Source organism: Ruegeria denitrificans, assembly GCF_001458295.1.
GTDB lineage: Bacteria > Pseudomonadota > Alphaproteobacteria > Rhodobacterales > Rhodobacteraceae > Ruegeria > Ruegeria denitrificans.
Genome location: NZ_CYUD01000007.1, coordinates 96,514 through 112,824, shown reverse-complemented (window position 1 = coordinate 112,824; position 16,311 = coordinate 96,514). Strand labels below are relative to the sequence as shown.

At 57.9% G+C, this 16,311-nt stretch carries 17 protein-coding genes; 3 read left to right on the top strand and 14 right to left on the bottom strand.

Annotated elements, in window-relative coordinates; translation table 11 throughout:
• Positions 1–19: 19 nt before the first annotated feature.
• Genes RUE5091_RS12095 through RUE5091_RS12080 form a run of 4 tightly spaced genes read right to left on the bottom strand, consistent with a single transcriptional unit; the run spans position 20 to position 3,910 of the window.
• Complete coding sequence (locus RUE5091_RS12095) at positions 20–1,057, bottom strand: extracellular solute-binding protein (protein ID WP_058282178.1); 1,038 nt, start codon at positions 1,055–1,057, stop codon at positions 20–22.
• Between the two features lie 19 nt (positions 1,058–1,076).
• The gene (locus RUE5091_RS12090; RefSeq protein ID WP_058282177.1) at positions 1,077–1,886 is read right to left on the bottom strand and encodes an ABC transporter permease; all 810 of its coding nucleotides are present in this window, start codon (positions 1,884–1,886) and stop codon (positions 1,077–1,079) included.
• 3 nt (positions 1,887–1,889) lie between these two features.
• Positions 1,890–2,819, bottom strand: coding sequence for an ABC transporter permease (locus tag RUE5091_RS12085; RefSeq protein WP_058282176.1), 930 nt, complete (start codon positions 2,817–2,819; stop codon positions 1,890–1,892).
• Complete coding sequence (locus tag RUE5091_RS12080) at positions 2,819–3,910, bottom strand: ABC transporter ATP-binding protein (RefSeq protein ID WP_058282175.1); 1,092 nt, start codon at positions 3,908–3,910, stop codon at positions 2,819–2,821. The genes RUE5091_RS12085 and RUE5091_RS12080 overlap by 1 nt, the downstream gene beginning before the upstream one ends.
• A 984-nt stretch (positions 3,911–4,894) precedes the next feature.
• Here RUE5091_RS12080 and RUE5091_RS12075 point away from each other — a divergent pair.
• Positions 4,895–5,527 (top strand): tyrosine-type recombinase/integrase, encoded by a 633-nt coding sequence (locus tag RUE5091_RS12075; protein WP_058282174.1) that lies wholly within the window; start codon positions 4,895–4,897, stop codon positions 5,525–5,527.
• Positions 5,528–5,697: 170 nt separating this feature from the next.
• Here RUE5091_RS12075 and RUE5091_RS23275 read toward each other — a convergent pair whose 3' ends face one another.
• From RUE5091_RS23275 to pip, 7 genes are all read right to left on the bottom strand, one after another.
• Positions 5,698–5,841 carry a hypothetical protein gene (locus tag RUE5091_RS23275; RefSeq protein ID WP_165590773.1) on the bottom strand — a complete coding sequence of 48 codons (144 nt, stop codon included), beginning with the start codon at positions 5,839–5,841 and terminating at the stop codon, positions 5,698–5,700.
• Between the two features lie 511 nt (positions 5,842–6,352).
• Complete coding sequence (gene infB, locus RUE5091_RS12070; RefSeq protein WP_058282173.1) at positions 6,353–8,833, bottom strand: translation initiation factor IF-2; 2,481 nt, start codon at positions 8,831–8,833, stop codon at positions 6,353–6,355.
• Between the two features lie 8 nt (positions 8,834–8,841).
• Positions 8,842–9,465, bottom strand: coding sequence for an RNA-binding protein (locus tag RUE5091_RS12065; RefSeq protein WP_058282172.1), 624 nt, complete (start codon positions 9,463–9,465; stop codon positions 8,842–8,844).
• Between the two features lie 22 nt (positions 9,466–9,487).
• Positions 9,488–11,101 carry a transcription termination factor NusA gene (gene nusA, locus RUE5091_RS12060; RefSeq protein WP_058282171.1) on the bottom strand — a complete coding sequence of 538 codons (1,614 nt, stop codon included), beginning with the start codon at positions 11,099–11,101 and terminating at the stop codon, positions 9,488–9,490.
• Positions 11,101–11,691, bottom strand: coding sequence for a ribosome maturation factor RimP (gene rimP / locus RUE5091_RS12055; RefSeq protein ID WP_058282170.1), 591 nt, complete (start codon positions 11,689–11,691; stop codon positions 11,101–11,103). The genes nusA and rimP overlap by 1 nt, the downstream gene beginning before the upstream one ends.
• Before the next feature lie 160 nt (positions 11,692–11,851).
• Entirely contained in the window at positions 11,852–12,673 is an 822-nt protein-coding gene (locus RUE5091_RS12050) for an ABC transporter substrate-binding protein (RefSeq protein ID WP_058282169.1), read from the bottom strand.
• The gene (gene pip / locus RUE5091_RS12045) at positions 12,670–13,647 is read right to left on the bottom strand and encodes a prolyl aminopeptidase (protein ID WP_058282168.1); all 978 of its coding nucleotides are present in this window, start codon (positions 13,645–13,647) and stop codon (positions 12,670–12,672) included. The genes RUE5091_RS12050 and pip overlap by 4 nt, the downstream gene beginning before the upstream one ends.
• 48 nt (positions 13,648–13,695) lie before the next feature.
• Between pip and ubiG the strand changes: the two genes are divergently transcribed.
• Together ubiG and RUE5091_RS12035 are read left to right on the top strand one after the other, a co-directional pair.
• The gene (gene ubiG / locus RUE5091_RS12040) at positions 13,696–14,442 is read left to right on the top strand and encodes a bifunctional 2-polyprenyl-6-hydroxyphenol methylase/3-demethylubiquinol 3-O-methyltransferase UbiG (protein WP_058282167.1); all 747 of its coding nucleotides are present in this window, start codon (positions 13,696–13,698) and stop codon (positions 14,440–14,442) included.
• A 9-nt stretch (positions 14,443–14,451) separates the two neighbouring features.
• Positions 14,452–14,757, top strand: a complete 306-nt coding sequence (locus RUE5091_RS12035) for a YciI family protein (RefSeq protein WP_058282166.1) — start codon at positions 14,452–14,454, stop codon at positions 14,755–14,757.
• A 1-nt stretch (position 14,758) separates the two neighbouring features.
• Here RUE5091_RS12035 and RUE5091_RS12030 read toward each other — a convergent pair whose 3' ends face one another.
• The 3 genes from RUE5091_RS12030 to grxC are packed head-to-tail and all read right to left on the bottom strand — an operon-like array spanning position 14,759 to position 16,301.
• Complete coding sequence (locus RUE5091_RS12030; protein ID WP_058282165.1) at positions 14,759–15,199, bottom strand: MarR family winged helix-turn-helix transcriptional regulator; 441 nt, start codon at positions 15,197–15,199, stop codon at positions 14,759–14,761.
• Positions 15,200–15,213: 14 nt separating this feature from the next.
• Entirely contained in the window at positions 15,214–16,044 is an 831-nt protein-coding gene (locus RUE5091_RS12025; protein ID WP_058282164.1) for a carbon-nitrogen hydrolase family protein, read from the bottom strand.
• On the bottom strand, positions 16,044–16,301 hold the full coding sequence (gene grxC / locus RUE5091_RS12020) for a glutaredoxin 3 (protein ID WP_058282319.1): 258 nt from the start codon (positions 16,299–16,301) through the stop codon (positions 16,044–16,046). The genes RUE5091_RS12025 and grxC overlap by 1 nt, the downstream gene beginning before the upstream one ends.
• Positions 16,302–16,311: the final 10 nt, after the last annotated feature.

Here is a 16,311-nt window from a genome sequence, read left to right as displayed (position 1 = left end):
AAAACTCGAAGAGATAAGTTTACTTCTTCAGGTTGGTCCAGATCTGATCATACACCGCCTGAGTTTCCTCGTCACAGACCTCGATGAACACGCCCGGACCTGCCTTGTCATGCGGGTTCTTCTCAGGCTGTTCGGCCAGCGCAGGGTCCAGAAATTCACCCACGCCATTCACGCCAGCATTGTACTGCGCAAAGTTGGACACCGCTGCGATATTTTCAGGCTCCAGCAGGAAGTCCATGAAGATCAGCGCGTTCTCGCGGTTGGGCGCGTCTTTCAGCAGAACGACGTTGTCCATCCAGGCGATGTAACCTTGCGTCGGAAAGGCGTATTCCACATTGGCGCCTTCCTCGCGCGCCTTAGCGGAGAAACCGTCATAGATCTGACCCACAGCCGCATCGCCTGACACCAGAACCTCTTTCGCGGTGTCCGAATTAAACGAGGCCCAGTGCTGTTTAGCCTCTTGCAGCATAGCGTTCAGCGCCTTCAGTTGTTCACGGTCGGTCGAACACTGCGGGATACCCATATGCAGCGCCGCCATGGCCATCACTTCGCCCTGACTGTCCAGCATGTTGATGCGGCCCTGCAGTTCCGCCGGTGGATTGAACAGGATATCTGTGGTCTGAATATCACCTTCATACGCATCGCGGCTTACCGCAAAACTGGTCGATCCCCACTGATACGGGATTGAGGATTGCCGACCGGGATCAAAACCGGGATCGGCCCATTCCTCAGCGATGTTGCCTTTGTTTTTCAACTCGCCGTCGGCGATGGTGTCCAGCATGCCTTCTCCTGCCATGATCGAAACCATGTAGTCGCCGGGCACCGACACGTCATAGGTGCCGATACCGCCCGCCTTGAGCGAGGCCAGCATTGACTCGTTGCTGTCATAGGTGTCCATCGTGACGTTGATGCCGGTTTCTTCGGTAAACTTGTCCAGCAGCTCTTGCGGGATGTATTCAAACCAGTGGTACAGAACCAGCTCACCCTCGGCGGCGGCCGCGTTGGCACCAATGGCCAGAGCAAGGGCAGCGACGCCGCTTTTCATCATATGTTTCATGTGTCTCTCCATCTGTTGGTTATTTTGTGTTGTCAGACTTGCTGACGAAATAGCTGATCGTGACCATTACGATGGACACACTCAGCAACATGGTCGAAATCGCCATGATATTCGGTTTGATCCCCTGCTTGACCGAGCCAAAGATCGCCGTTGGCAAGGTTTCAACGCCTGCGCCTTTGACAAAGTTGGTGATGATGAAATCATCCAGGCTGACGATGAAGGCCAGCAGAAAGCCCGAGATAATCCCCGGCATCATCAGCGGAAGCAGGATCTTGGTAAAAGCCTGCCGCTTGGTGGCATACAGGTCCAGCGCGGCCTGTTCATAGCTGTCCTCAATCCCCTGCATCCGGGCCGAAATCGGCAGGTAAGCAAAAGGAATACAGAACGCGATATGGGCCAGCAGGATGGTCAGAAGCCCGCGTTCAAACCCGATCGAGTTGAAGAAGATCAGGGTTGCAACCGCCAGCACGATCTCGGGCACCATCAGCGGCAGGCTGATCAGGCCGAAGGACACGGTCCGAAAGCGGAACTTTCCGCCGCGCACCATCCCCGTAGCGGCCAGTGTCGCAATAGTGGTCGCCGTGGTGGCGGCGATGATCGCGATGATAAAGCTGTTCTTGGCCGCGGTCTTGAACTTGGCGCTTTCCGGGCCGGTGAACACATCCGCGTACCAGCGCAGCGACACGCCTTCCCAGTTGGTCAGCGACTGCGAGGCGTTGAAGCTATAGATCGTGACCACAACCAGCGGAGCGTACAGGATCACCAGACACAGCAGGGTGATCCCCTTGAAGCCGGTATAGGTCTTGATGTCGAATTGCTTGCTTGTCATCACTCAGCCCCCCGCTTTGTCCGCTTTGGCCTGTTGCCGGGCAGAGAACATCAGGATGATCAGAACCATGCTCAGCAGGATCATCGACGCTGCCGCGCCAAACGGCCAGTTACCGGCATTGCCCTTGAACTGTTCCTCGATCAGAGACCCGATCATAAAGTTCTTGGCCCCGCCCAGCAGGTCAGGCGCAAGGAACGAGCCCATCGAAGGCACAAAGACCAGAATACAGCCCGCAAACACGCCTGGCTTGATCGCCGGCAGCAGAACCCGCCGCAGCGTTGTCCATTTCGAGGCGTAAAGGTCCGCTGCCGCCTCGGACAGGGCAAAGTTATAGCGTTCCACCGCCGCATAGATCGGCAGAACCATGAAGGGCAGGTAGGAATAGAACAGGCCCAGCTGCACCGCAAAGTTGGTGTTGACGATATGCAGGGGGCTGTCGATCAGGCCGATGCTCATCAGGAAATCATTCAGCGGTCCCTGGTCGCGCAGCAGGAATTTCATCGAGACGGTGCGGATCAACAGGTTCACCCAATAGGGGATGGTGATCAAGAACACCCAGACCGGGCGCATATTCTCGGATCGGGTGGCGATGAAATAGGCCGTCGGGAAACCGATCACCAGGCTCAGCAGGGTCGCCGCCCCCGCCTGCCAGATCGAGCGCCAGAAGATCGTAACATAGGTCCATTCGATCTTTGGCGGATCATCCCCGAACAGGCCGCGATCAAAGAAGAACTGATCATAGGCCGCAAGGCTGAATTCCCAGATCACGCCGCCGCGGAACTCTTTCGTCAGGAAAGAGTAGATCAGCATCATAATCACCGGCGCCAGCACCAGAATGGACAGGGTCACCCATGCGGGCAACAACAGCCATGTGCGAGCTTCTTTATAGGTGTCTGTGGTTGCGCTGCCGCCGCTTGCTGCACCCGCCGCCATCAGTCCACCAGGAGGCGACCGGCCCCCAGCTCCATGTTGACATACATCTCACTGCCCGGCTCGAATATACGCTTGTTGCCGCGATCCGAGTTTGACGTGCGTACGATAAAATCGGGACCGTCCTGCAAGTCGACGATAGTGGTAATGTCGGTACCAACAAAGATGTTTTCCTTGATCCGGCCTTTCAGGCTTTCGGATTCCACAGGCGTGTCAGACATATACAGACGCTCGGGCCGGATCGACATATGCACCTTTGAACCTAGCCCAATGCCCTCAACCGCGTTACAGGTCAGCTCGTGCCCACCGCCCAGATGACAGGTTGCGCGCCCGCTTTCGATGCCGTCGACGGACACCTCAAGCAGGTTGGTCTCACCAATGAAATCCGCCACAAACATGTTGTGGGGGCGTTCGTAAATGTCCGTCGGCGCCCCCAGTTGCTGCATCTCACCGGCCGACATGACGGCGATACGGTCAGACATGGTCAGGGCTTCTTCCTGATCGTGTGTGACGAAAATAAAGGTAATCCCGGTTTCGCGCTGCAGGTGCTTCAACTCAAGCTGCATTGCCTTGCGCAGTTTCAGGTCCAGCGCCGACAGGGGTTCGTCCAGCAACAGAACTTTGGGCTGCGGAGCCAGCGCACGTGCCAGTGCAACACGCTGTTGCTGACCGCCCGACAATTGGCTGGGTTTGCGGGCCGAGAACTGGCCAAGTTGGACCAGCTCCAGCATCTCACCGGCTTTCTTGCGGGCATCGGATTTCGAGGTGCCGCGCATTTCCAGCCCGAATGCCACGTTGTCCAGAATGTTCATATGCGGAAACAGCGCATAGTTCTGGAAAACCGTGTTCACCGGGCGCTTGTTGGGGGGCAGGTTCTCGATCTCATCGCCATAAAGGTAGATGGCCCCTTCGGTCACGGCCTCGAATCCGGCAATCATCCGCAGCAGAGTGGTCTTGCCGCAGCCGGACGGGCCTAACAACGTAAAGAACTCGTTGTCCATGATCGACAGCGAGATCTTCTTGAGCGCGGTAAAATCGCCATAGCGTTTCACCGCGTCTCGCACGTCAATCGCGATATTTTCTGTGTCAGACAATTGCGCCTCCCCTGAGCATCGCGAGTTTGCACTCAGGTATATACGGGCCGCGCTGCCTGCCTAAGAATTGACTTCCTCACTAAACATTAGGATTAGCCTAATCATTTTTCTTTTTTAATATAAATCAATGTATTACACCGGATCCGCAGTCTTTTTCATCGAATAGAAAAGACTGGGTCGCATATTGGATTTGCAACCTTCTTTTCCTATAATTATCCCTATGGAGAAAGGATCAACCAGGGCCTACAGCAGAGACAAAAGTTGGTGTATGCGACATCTGAGCTTTTGTTCGCTGCTTTCTTACTTGCATGGGATTATGGGGAGAAACCCATCCAGTCCGTCTGCATCCTCAACTATGGTGAGATCAGTGTGAAATAAATCGTTAGGACCCTTGTTTCTATCGAAGGCATCACGGTCATGTTTGTCGTCAGCATGTTTCTTATTCTCGTATCAGAACGTTTCAACCACCTAAGCGTTAAGTTTTTTGACCAGTCTGAAACAGCAACCTTCAGAGTTTTTTGGGCGGTCAGCTCCGTTCACTAAACTAATGTATGGCATGCAAAATCATATCTGATTGGTTTGCCAGCACTGGAGACAGATAGAGAGTGCTTCTTGATTTATAGGCCCATGTTAGGCATCAGCCACACGAGCTGATACGCTGTCGCATGATACCTATAACGGGTAGCCCACCGTATCGCGCTGACCACGAAAGCCCGCTGGATTGGCCGCCCGCAGCAAATCGAAGGCTGGTCGAAACAGCGCCATAAGACCATGTTGGAAACGGCCGAATGCCTACTTTCAGCACTTAGTTTCAGTTTATGCCTGGTGCAGCAATCGGTTGGTATGGGCTCATTGCCGCCTAGCGCCGGTGCAGTGATGGCAAACTTCGCGCGTCTCTGACACCGGTCTTTCGCTCAGCTGTAAAATCGTCCAGTCAGTGCGGTGCTGATGATTGGGTCAGGAGGGAGGAACGGAGGGCAAATCATGCCACGAGTCCAACTTCCCGCAGTCACCCCAAAGCGCAAGGCTTGGAACAAAGGTCGGATCATCGGTCAGAAAAGACCGCTGCTACCCAAGCAGGTTTGGGCAATCCGGGCGCGGCTTGAAATGGCGGGCAATCTACGCGATTTGGCTATGTTCAACGTCGCAATCGACAGCAAGCTGCGCGGCTGTGATCTGGTCAAACTCTCTGTTATCGAACTTGTCAAAGATGATCGAGTACTTGAACGCGTTTCGGTGATCCAAAGCAAGACTAAGCGACCGGTCCAGTTCGAACTTACGGAAAACACGCGAGAAACCGTCTTGGTCTGGGTCAACTCGCCCGAGATGTTTGCATGTCGGTTCATGTTCCCCAGCCGGTTCCACGACCGCCCGCACATCTCAACCCGCCAGTATAGGCGGCTTGTTCGAGACTGGGTGACTGCGATTGGCTTAGAACCGAGTGGATATGGGACGCATTCACTTCGGCGGACGAAGGCGGCGGAAATTTTTCGAAAGACTGGCAACTTTCGCGCGGTCCAACTGCTGCTTGGTCACACCAAAGTCGACAGCACTGTTCGATACCTTGGCGTTGAATTCGAAGATGCCTTGAACATTGCAGAGCGCATCGACATCTAAGCCATCTTGGCGAACGGTCACGCGTTCGCCATTTCAAAGCGACTACCGGTCTATTTCCAGGCGTTGGTCGGTGCTGAGCCCTTTTTTACAGATGCCACGCCGCGCATGAATTCCTGCTCCGACCTGAGCAAGATGAGTTGCTCTTCGCGAGAAGGTTACTAACGGTAGTCTTAGGCTTTCTTTACCAAAATTGAATAGAACCTGTTTCGCACCTGCTCGGAGGTTCCATGCAACAAAGTTTCGGCGATTTCCTCAGGCATGGCGGTGATGGCCAGTAAGTCATTGCACAGCGTGATGAGCACATCGTTGGCCATAGCGCAGGGCTGTCCCACAAATCGACCTTTCCTAACTACACCGCTTTACGAGCTGATTTCAGCGACCATCTCGAACAGGCGATCAGCGAAAACACTCGGATGCTCCTCAACACTCTGACGCCTCCCGATACAGTACCAACTGTCACCGAAACTGATCTGCGAGATGTCTCAGAAGCAAAGGCAGAGGCACTCGATGTATGGGACGTGCGCCTTGAGCACATATTCAATGAATACCAAACGACGGCTTCGGTGACATGCGCTGCGTTGCAACAAGATGTGTGTCGCGACTGCAAGGATATGCTGCGTCAGCACAGTTCAGAAATTGAACTGCGCCCTTGTCCGCTCAACCGACGTTGAGTCAGTATCGTCTCGCAATTAGTGTAAGATTGTAAGACGCGCTGTACTGACTGAATTCAGAAAGTCTCGCACAAACGACCGAAGGCGCGCGGTCTTCCAAAATAAAACAGCGGCCAAAAGGGGCCGCTGTTTTCTGTTTCGATGGTGAACCGGATCAATCCAGCGTGCGGGTGACCTCTTCGCGCTCGAAGATTTCGATCACGTCGCCAGCGCGGATATCGTCGTAGTTTTCGAACGCCATACCGCATTCCTGACCCGACTGAACCTCGGACACTTCGTCTTTGAAGCGTTTCAGCGTCTTCAGCGTGCCTTCGTGGATCACCACGTTGTCGCGCAGCAGGCGAACGCCAGCCGAACGACGCGCCACACCTTCGGTGACCAGACAGCCGGCAACCTTGCCAACGCCGGTGACCTTGAAGACTTCGCGGATCTCGGCGTAACCGATGAACTTTTCGCGGATCTCGGCGCTCAGCAGGCCCGAAGCGGCGGCTTTCACGTCGTCGACCAGATCGTAGATCACCGAGTAGTAGCGGATTTCCACACCCTTCTGGTTCGCCGTGTTCCGTGCCGACGCATTGGCACGCACGTTGAAGCCCAAGATCGGGGCGCCCGAGGCTTCGGCCAGACCGACATCTGTCTCGGTGATCGCACCAACGCCCGAGTGCAGTACGCGTACGCGCACCTCTTCGTTGCCGATTTTTTCCATCGCCTGAACAATGGCCTCAGCCGAGCCTTGTACGTCCGCTTTCATCAGAATTGGCAGTTCGTTGACGTTCTCGTCTTCCTTCGCCTTTTGCATCAGCTGCTCAAGGGTCGTCGCGGCACCAGCGGCGGCGCGTTTGTCCTTGGCGGCTTGTTCGCGGTATTCCGCGATCTCACGGGCCTGTGCTTCGGTCTCGGTCACGTTCAGAACGTCGCCCGCTTCTGGCGTGCCGTTCAAACCCAGAACCTCAACCGGAACCGAGGGGCCAGCTTCTTGGACGCGATCGCCCTTGTCGTTGATCAGCGCACGAACCTTACCGTACTGCTCACCCACAACGAAGATATCGCCCTGACGTAAAGTTCCGTTCTGAACCAGAACAGTGGCAACGGGGCCGCGACCCACGTCCAGCTGCGCCTCGATCACGGCACCTTGGGCGGCGCGATTCGGGTTGGCTTTCAGTTCCAGAATTTCGGATTGCAGCGCGATGGCTTCCAGCAGTTCGTCCAGACCTTGACCGGTGATGGCGGACACTTCGACATCCTGAACCTCACCCGACATTTTCTCGACGATCACTTCGTGCTGCAGCAGATCAGTGCGCACCTTGTCCGGGTTCGCACCCGGCTTGTCGACCTTGTTGATCGCCACGATCATCGGCACTCCGGCCGCTTTCGCGTGGTTGATCGCTTCGACCGTCTGCGGCATCACCGCGTCATCGGCAGCAACAACCAGAACCACGATATCCGTGACCTGAGCCCCGCGCGAACGCATCGAGGTAAAGGCCGCGTGGCCCGGTGTATCCAGGAAGGTCAGCGTTGTACCGCCATCAGTTTTCACCTGATAGGCGCCGATATGCTGGGTGATGCCACCAGCCTCACCGGCCACAACCCGCGCGTCACGAATCGCATCCAGCAACGAGGTCTTACCATGGTCGACGTGACCCATGATGGTGATGACCGGCGGACGCGGTTTCAGATCGGCATCGTCGTCTTCGACCTCTTTGATGACGTCTTCAACATCCGAATCAGAGACGCGGGTGACCTTGTGGCCGAACTCTTCGATAATCAGCTCAGCTGTATCAGCGTCGATGGTCTGGTTCTGTGTGACCATCATGCCCATGTTCATCAGCGATTTGACCACGTCAGCCACACGCTCGGCCATACGGTTGGCCAGCTCGGACACTGTGATCGCCTCGGGCAGCTGAACGTCGCGGATTACCTTTTCCCGCTCGACCGGGCCGCCCATGGCTTTTTGACGCGCACGCTCTTGCTTGCGCTTCATCGACGCCATCGAGCGTTGGCGGCTGCCTTCGCCACCAGTGGCCTGACCCAGTGTCAGCTTGCCGGAACGACGGTTGTCATCACGGCCCTTACCGCGGTTTCCACGCTGCTCCCGCTCACGCTCGTTCTTACGAGGCGTCGCGGCAGGTGCTGGTTTATTGACCGGGCTGCGCGGTGCGGCGGCCTTGGGTTCGGCAGGCGCAGGGGTTGAGGCGCGTTGTGCAGCAATTTCAGCTTCTTTGCGCTTGCGCTCTTCCTCTTCAGCCTTGGCGCGGGCGCGTTCTTCGGCCTCGCGCTGTTCGCGTTCCTTGGCCTCTTGCTCGGCACGACGACGGGCGCGCTCTTCCTCGCGCGCTTTTTCGGCGGCTTCGCGGGCGGCGGCCTCTTCGACCTCGCGGGCCTTGGCGGCCTGCAATGCTTTCATCCGGCGCGCCATTTCGGCGTCAGAGATTCCTGCAGGGCGGCGCGACGGATCACCCGACGGCGTTGCCCCGCCACCCGGTTTGCCGGCGCCCGGCTTGGGAACCACCACGCGCTTGCGTTTGGTTTCCACCACGACATTCTTGGTGCGTCCGTGGCTGAAACTCTGTTTCACATTTCCGGGGCGTGCCCCGCCACGAAGACCCAATGTCTTTTTGCCGTCATTCTCGCTCATAAAGCTTTTTACCCTTCCGTGCGGCCCCTGCCGCCGTCATCCGTTTCGCGCAAGCCACGCAGGCGCTGCGCTTCCTCTACAACACGTTTGGCGAGTCCGCCAGAGGCCAGCGCCGCATGAATCACGGTTTGGCGCCCAAATGCCTGTCCTAACTCGTCCGCGGTCAGCCAACCGATGTATTTTCCGAAGTGCGGCGTGCTGAGTTTCGACTTGCCGCGCCCCGATCCATCAGCGGCCTGAATCAGCACTTGCGCCTCTTCTCGGTCCAGCCACGTCTTGACCTTTTCGTACCCGGCGACCGCGTCACCGGACTTGCGCGCCAGGCTCAACAATTCGATCACCCGGCGCGAAACCTGTTTTTCGACCTCTTCGGTCAGGTCCTGCGGCACGTTCACTTGCGCCTTGAACCCGCGGGCAAACAGTTTCTTGCCTACGGCCTTGTCCAAGGCGGCGCGATCTGCCGCCACATAGACCCCGCGCCCCGGCAGTTTCGCCGCGACATCCGGATAGACCTGCCCGTCCGGCCTTGTCACAAAGCGTATCAACCCATATTTAGGTTGAATCTCGCCCGTGGCGATGCACTTGCGTTCAGGCCCTTCGGACCGATCCTTATGGAAGCCACCGCGACCCATGCGCGTACCCCGAGGCCTGAGATCAGGCCTCGGCCTCCTCGTCTACTGCTTCGCCATCTTCTTCGGCTTGTTCCAGCTCGGCGGGATCGACCCAGCCCAGCATGATGCGCGCGGTCATGACCAGATCCTGCGCCTCTTCCAGCGTTACGCCGAAGGGCTCAAGCACACCGTCATCCTTGATACGCTCACCATCGACCGTGGTCCAGCCACCGGCCAGTTCCCAGTCAGCGCAGGTGGCGAAGTCTTCCAGGTTCTTCACGTCGTCCTTGGCCAGCGCTTCCACCATCTGGGGTGTCAGGCCTTCGAATTCAATAAGGCTATCCTCGGCACCCAGAGCACGCGCTGCATCCAGTGCAGCTTTGGCCTGTGCTTCCAGATATTCACGGGCACGGGTCTGCAGTTCCTGCGCGGTGCCTTCGTCAACGCCGTCAATGACCAGCAGTTCATCGATTTCCACATACGCAACCTCTTCGAGGTTGGTAAAGCCTTCGGACACCAGCAACTGAGCAAAGAATTCGTCCAGATCCAGGCTTTCCATGAACAGCTGGGTGCGGGCTTCGAACTCCTTTTGACGGCGGGCCGATTCTTCGGCTTCGGTCATGATGTCGATGTCCAGATTTGTCAGCTGGCTGGCCAGACGCACGTTCTGACCGCGGCGACCGATTGCGAGGCTCAGTTGTTCCTCGGGAACCACAACTTCGATCTTGCCAGCTTCTTCGTCCAAAACCACCTTGGAAACCTCGGCGGGCTGCAGCGCATTCACCAGGAAGGTCGGCTGATCTTCGTTCCACGGAATGATGTCGATTTTCTCGCCCTGCAGTTCGTTCACAACGGCCTGCACGCGGCTGCCGCGCATACCAACGCAGGCACCAACGGGATCAATCGAACCGTCATACGAGATCACGGCGATCTTGGCGCGCGAACCGGGGTCACGGGCCACGGCCTTGACCTCGATGATGCCGTCATAGATTTCTGGCACTTCCATCTTGAACAGCTCGGCCATGAATTCCGGCGCGGTACGCGACAGGAAGATCTGGTGGCCACGCACTTCGCGACGCACTTCCTTGATATACGCACGCACGCGGTCATTCGGGCGATAGCTTTCGCGGCCGATCTTGTCGTTGCGGCGCAGAACGGCCTCGGCACCGCCCAGATCGACGATGACATTGCCAAATTCTTCGCGTTTGACGGCACCGTTGATAATGGTGCCTGCGCGATCCTTGAATTCTTCGTACTGACGGTCGCGTTCAGCTTCGCGCACCTTCTGCAGGATCACCTGCTTGGCGGATTGCGCTGCGATACGCCCCATTTCAACCGGCGGCACTTCTTCGACGAAGACGTCACCAACTTCGGGCGCTTCCAAGTACTGCTTCGCTTGCTCGACGGTCATCTCAGCCTGGTAGTTTTCCAGCTCTTCATCCTCGACCACGGTGCGCACGCGGGTAAAGGTCGCCTTGCCGGTTTTGCGGTCAATCGACACGCGAATGTCCATCTCGGCGCCGTAACGGCTCTTGGCGGCACGGGCGAGCGATTCTTCCATCGCTTCGACAACCAGACCGGGGTCGATCATCTTTTCGCGGGCCACGGCCTCGGCGGTCTGCAGCAGCTCCAGCTGGTTGGCTGAGGTGATTGCCATCAGTTCGTCTCCTCTTCGGACCCTTCGGTCTCAATCTCGTCGAAAGCGTTTTCGTTCAGGGCACCGGCGTCCTTGCGCTGGCGCAGCATTTCCTTGATCAGATCATCAGTCAGGACCAGCTTTGCATCGCTCAACCAGTCGAATTGCAGACCGATGGTGATGGTCTCATCCCCCTCGGGGATGTTGATCAGAACCTCGTCCCCTTCGATCCCGGCCAGCTCACCCTTGAAGCGGCGGCGGCCGTCGATCAGCTCGGCGGTCTCGATCTTGGCTTCATACCCTTCGAACATCTCAAAATCCTTGAGACGGGTCAGAGGGCGGTCGATACCGGGGCTGGACACCTCAAGCGTATAGGCGTCAAGAATCGGGTCTTCGACGTCCAGTGTGGCGCTGACCGCGTTCGAAATTTCGGCGCAATCATCCACTTCGATACCGCCATCGGGCTTATCAGCCATGATCTGCATCGTGGTGGTCTTGCCGCTCATCAAACGGATGCGGACCAGCTCATACCCCAGATCTTCGATCACGGGGGTAATGATCTCGGCCAGCCGCCGGTCAATCGCCGCTTTGGCTATCAGGTCGTTTGTCATCTGGTGCTCTACCCTGTCATACGGGCACAAAAAAACGGGCGCGCGGCCCGTCGAAATTTTCCGGTGGAGCCCCGGACCGAAGCCCGACACGCCGCTGTTGCAACTGCATATACGCAGGGTTTCCCGAAACTGCAACCCCCGCTGCAGGTCGTGATCGGATTTACGCCATCCACCACCGCTCGGCGATACGGCCATCGTCCAGCGCGCGACCCGTTCCGATCTGGCGCGGCATACCTACATGCGGGGCCACGGCCAGTGCCATTTCCGATTCGCTTGGGTGATATCGCAGTCCGCGCCGGCCCTTCAGCTCGCCGCCTGCGGGCAGGGCCGCCACATCGACAAAGCCATCGCGCAACGCCTCGGCCCGGACACGGGCATCAGGGATGACGATGATTTCAAACGTCTCGGCCCACCCGGCCTTGCCGTACTTATAGTGCCCGGCCAACTTGCGGCCCAGGAAGTGCCGATCATCCTTGGCCCGCTCCACTCGGTAACAGCCGGTGCCATTAGCCGCGAACAGAGGGCTCACGCCTTGCCCGTCACGGGTGATGACAAAACGGCTGTCGGCCAGCAGAAAAGGCAGCCCCGGATTCGCGTCGGCCAGTTCAAGACGCACCCTGTTGGGGGATACAGCTTCGGCCTGTCCGACATAACTAAGAACCGCCGTCACGTCCGCAACGTCCAGCGACGCGCCGTCGTGAAAGGTAACACCCTCGCGCAGATCAAAATGCCACACCCGCGCATCAGCGTCTGTATGCCACCCCGCGGCCAATTCTCCGCGCAAGGTACCATCGGGGGCAATCTCAGTCAGCGCGTCAAACACCGCCCCGCGGGCCACCTGTTCCAGGCTGTCATCACGCGGCACGGCCAACCGCAGCGCACCGCCAGCCTTGGGCGTATCCGCCAACGACGCCCCCGTGGCCGCCAGCAAAGCAGCGGCAGCACCCGAGGCAAACAGAGCACGGCGGTCAATCCGGGTCATGTCACCCCCTCGGCCACGCGGTCCATGATTCGGACCAGTTCGGCACTGATACCGGGCTCAGAGAGGGCGTGACCTGCGTTGCGAACCATCTTCAGCTCGGCATTGGGCCAGCGTTCGGCCAGATTCCACGCGGCCTGCGGCGGGCAGATCATGTCATAGCGACCCTGTACGATATGGCCAGGGATATGAGCGATCTTGTCTACTTGGTCTAGAATCTGGCCGTCCTTCTCAAGGAAAGCGCTGTTGATGAAATAGTGATTCTCAAGCCGCGCAAATGCCCGCGCATATTCGCCGGGGCTTTCACCCGCCCCGCCTTGGGCATGAATTGACGCCAGCGCATTCTCCCACGATGACCACGCCCGCGCATACAGGATTTCCGTGGCGCGATCCCCGGAAAACAGGCGTTTGTTATAGGCACCGATCGTATCGCTCAGCTCACCTTCGGTCAGCAGAGCGGTGAATTTCGCCCATTGCTCGGGCCAGAACTTGCCCGCGCCACCACCGTAGAACCAATCAAGCTCGGCCTGCGTGGCCAGAAACACACCGCGCAGCACTAAACGGTTTACACGATCCGGGTGCGCCTGCGCATAGACCAACGCCAGGGTTGCGCCCCAGCTGCCGCCAAACACGGTCCAGTCGTCGATATCCAGCAATGTGCGCAGCCGTTCGATATCGGCCACCAGATGCCAGGTAGTGTTGTCTGTCACCGATGCGTGGGGCCGCGACCGGCCACAGCCGCGCTGATCGAACAGAATCACCCTATAGACGCTAGGATCAAAATAGCGCCGCATCGCCGGACTGCAGCCGCCACCCGGCCCGCCATGCAGCACCACAACCGGAACCCCCTTCGGATTGCCGCATTGTTCCATATAAATGCGGTGCCCTTCGCCCATATCCACCATGCGCTGATCGAACGGGTCGATCGGCGGGTACAGATATTGCACTGCGCGCTTTTGGTCCGGGTACTTGTCCATTATGCCCCTATATAGTCCTTAAACGTAAAAGAGCATACGGAGACAGGAATGCAAGCGCATCCGAACACTGTGGACCCGTCCGAGATCGCAAAATTCGAAGCGATGGCCGCAGAATGGTGGGATCCTCACGGAAAATTCAAACCGCTGCACATGATGAATCCGTGCCGTCTGGATTATATCACACAGCAGATCGCAGGCGAATTTGACCGCGATTTGAAGGCCCCGAATCCTTTTCAGGGCCTGCGCTTGCTGGATATCGGCTGCGGTGGCGGCTTGCTGAGCGAACCGATGGCGCGTCTAGGTGCCACTGTGGTTGGCGCAGACGCTGCCGAGGGCAACCTGCCCGTCGCGCGCATTCACGCAGAACAGTCCGGGTTGGAGATCGACTATCGCCACACTACCGCCGAGGCGCTGGCCGAAGCGGGCGAGAAGTTCGATGTGGTGCTGAATATGGAAGTTGTCGAGCATGTGGCCGATCCGCTGTCCTACTTGACTGCCACACAGCAATTGCTGAAACCCGGCGGACTGGAGATTTGTTCGACCATCAACCGCAACCCGAAATCCTATGCGGTGGCGATTGTCGGGGCCGAAGTCGTTATGCGCTGGCTGCCGCGCGGGACGCATGAATGGAACAAATTCATCACGCCGGATGAGCTGATCGACCTTCTGCGCCAAGCCGGGCTGGACCCGGTGGACCGCAAGGGTTTTGTGTTCAACCCGATTCTCTGGAGCTGGTCGATCTCTGACCGGGATCTGAGCGTCAATTACGTCACGGCAAGCATTCGGCCAGAATAAGGATTTCCCATGTCAATAATCCCCGAAGGTGGCAGCCTGTTCGTCGTCGACATTGAATACACTGTACCAATGGATAAGGTGGCAGCTGTAATCGATCCGCATATGGATTTTGTCCGCGCATCTTATGAAGCTGGCCGGTTCCTGATGTCCGGGCCAAAGGTTCCGCGTACTGGCGGCCTGATCGTGATGACGGCCGACAGTCGTGAAGATGCTGAAAGCTATCTGGAACAAGACCCGTTCGCGCAGGAAAAGGTTGCTAAGTTTCGCGTGACCGAATTCCGGGCCTCAAACCTGCATCCGACCCTGAAGGCCTGACTCACTCCTCCTCGAGTCGAATCCTCAGATCGCGCAGCACGGGCAATGTGCTGCGGACCCGCTCCAGCCCCAGTTCTCCGACAACGCGGTTGATCAGCGGTGCAATTGAAGAAATCGCCTGATCGCGCGCACGGCGACCGGCAGGGCTGATTGCCACCATCTTGCGGCGGGCGTCGTCCCAGTCGGGGCGGATGTGGATGTATCCGGCCCATTCCAGCTTGGCCAAAGTGTTGGTCATTGCGCCTCGGGTCACATGGAATGTATTTGCCAGTTGCGCCGGACTGCGTTCATCCCCGACGAACACCAGATGGTTCAGCACCGAGAAATGCGAGATTTCCATGCCCTTGGGCAGCACCCGGCTAAGCCGGTTGCGCAATAGCTGATCGGCGGTCAGGATCTCGCTGAACAGCGTGACCGCAAGGGCATTATGTTCGTCAGTCATGGTCCGGTTCTGGATCAGGGCCCGTCGAAAGGCCGCACGTGAGTCAACGAGGGCACCCGACGGCGCGCCTCTGACACAGAACTATCATCCAAATCGAAAAAGTGAATGCCTGGATCGGTCCCTGCGTCGAGAATAACCTCTCCCCACGGGGCCACGACCATGCTGTGACCGTAGGTCCGGCGCGTTCTGCCACGGGTTTTCGGGTGCTCTCCGGTCTGTGCCGGGGCCAGTATCCAACAGCCGGTTTCAATCGCCCGCGCACGCAACAGCGATTCCCAATGGGCCGCGCCGGTGACCGGCGAAAACGCTGCCGGAATGGTAAGAATCCGCGCCCCCGCCTGCGCCAAAGCGGCATAAAGATGCGGGAAACGGATATCATAACAGATGGTCATCCCAACCATGCCGAAATCGGTTTTGGCCAGCACCGCCCGATCGCCGGGACGATAGTTTTTGGATTCGCGGAAGGTCTCAGATTCCGAGACCTGCACGTCAAACATGTGAATCTTGTCATACCGGGCCACGATCAACCCCTGCGGGTTTATCATGAAGGAACGGTTGGCAAACCGCCCGTCTGGGTCATGGGTTTTGATCACCAAAGACCCGATCAGCAGCCAAACGCCCAGCGCTGCGGCCATATCTCGCAGGCCCGCCAGAGTTTGGTCATCTTCTTCAAGCTGTAGAACGTCGCGCTGCCGTGTCGCGCTGGTGGACACGCAATTCGTCACCTCGGGCGTCAAGATGAACCGTGCGCCCTGCCCGGCAGCCTCGGCCATCAGAGCCCGAACGGTCGCCAGATTCTCGACCGGGTCATCCGACGAGCAAAGCTGCAGCAGCGCGGATTTCATCAGGCCGCCAACAGGCGATCCAGCTTGCCCTGACGCTCAAGCTCATACAATTCGTCGCAGCCGCCCACATGCTGCGCGCCGATGAAAATCTGCGGCACGGTGCGTTTGCCACCGGCACGTTTGATCATCTCGGGCTTGCGCTTGGGGTTCGTCAGCACGTTGATCTCATTGAACTCGACGCCTTTTTGTTTCAGCAGGCGTTTGGCCGCGTGGCAAAAGCCGCACAGCGGCGAGGTGTACATTTCAACCGGTTTCATATTCCGTCCC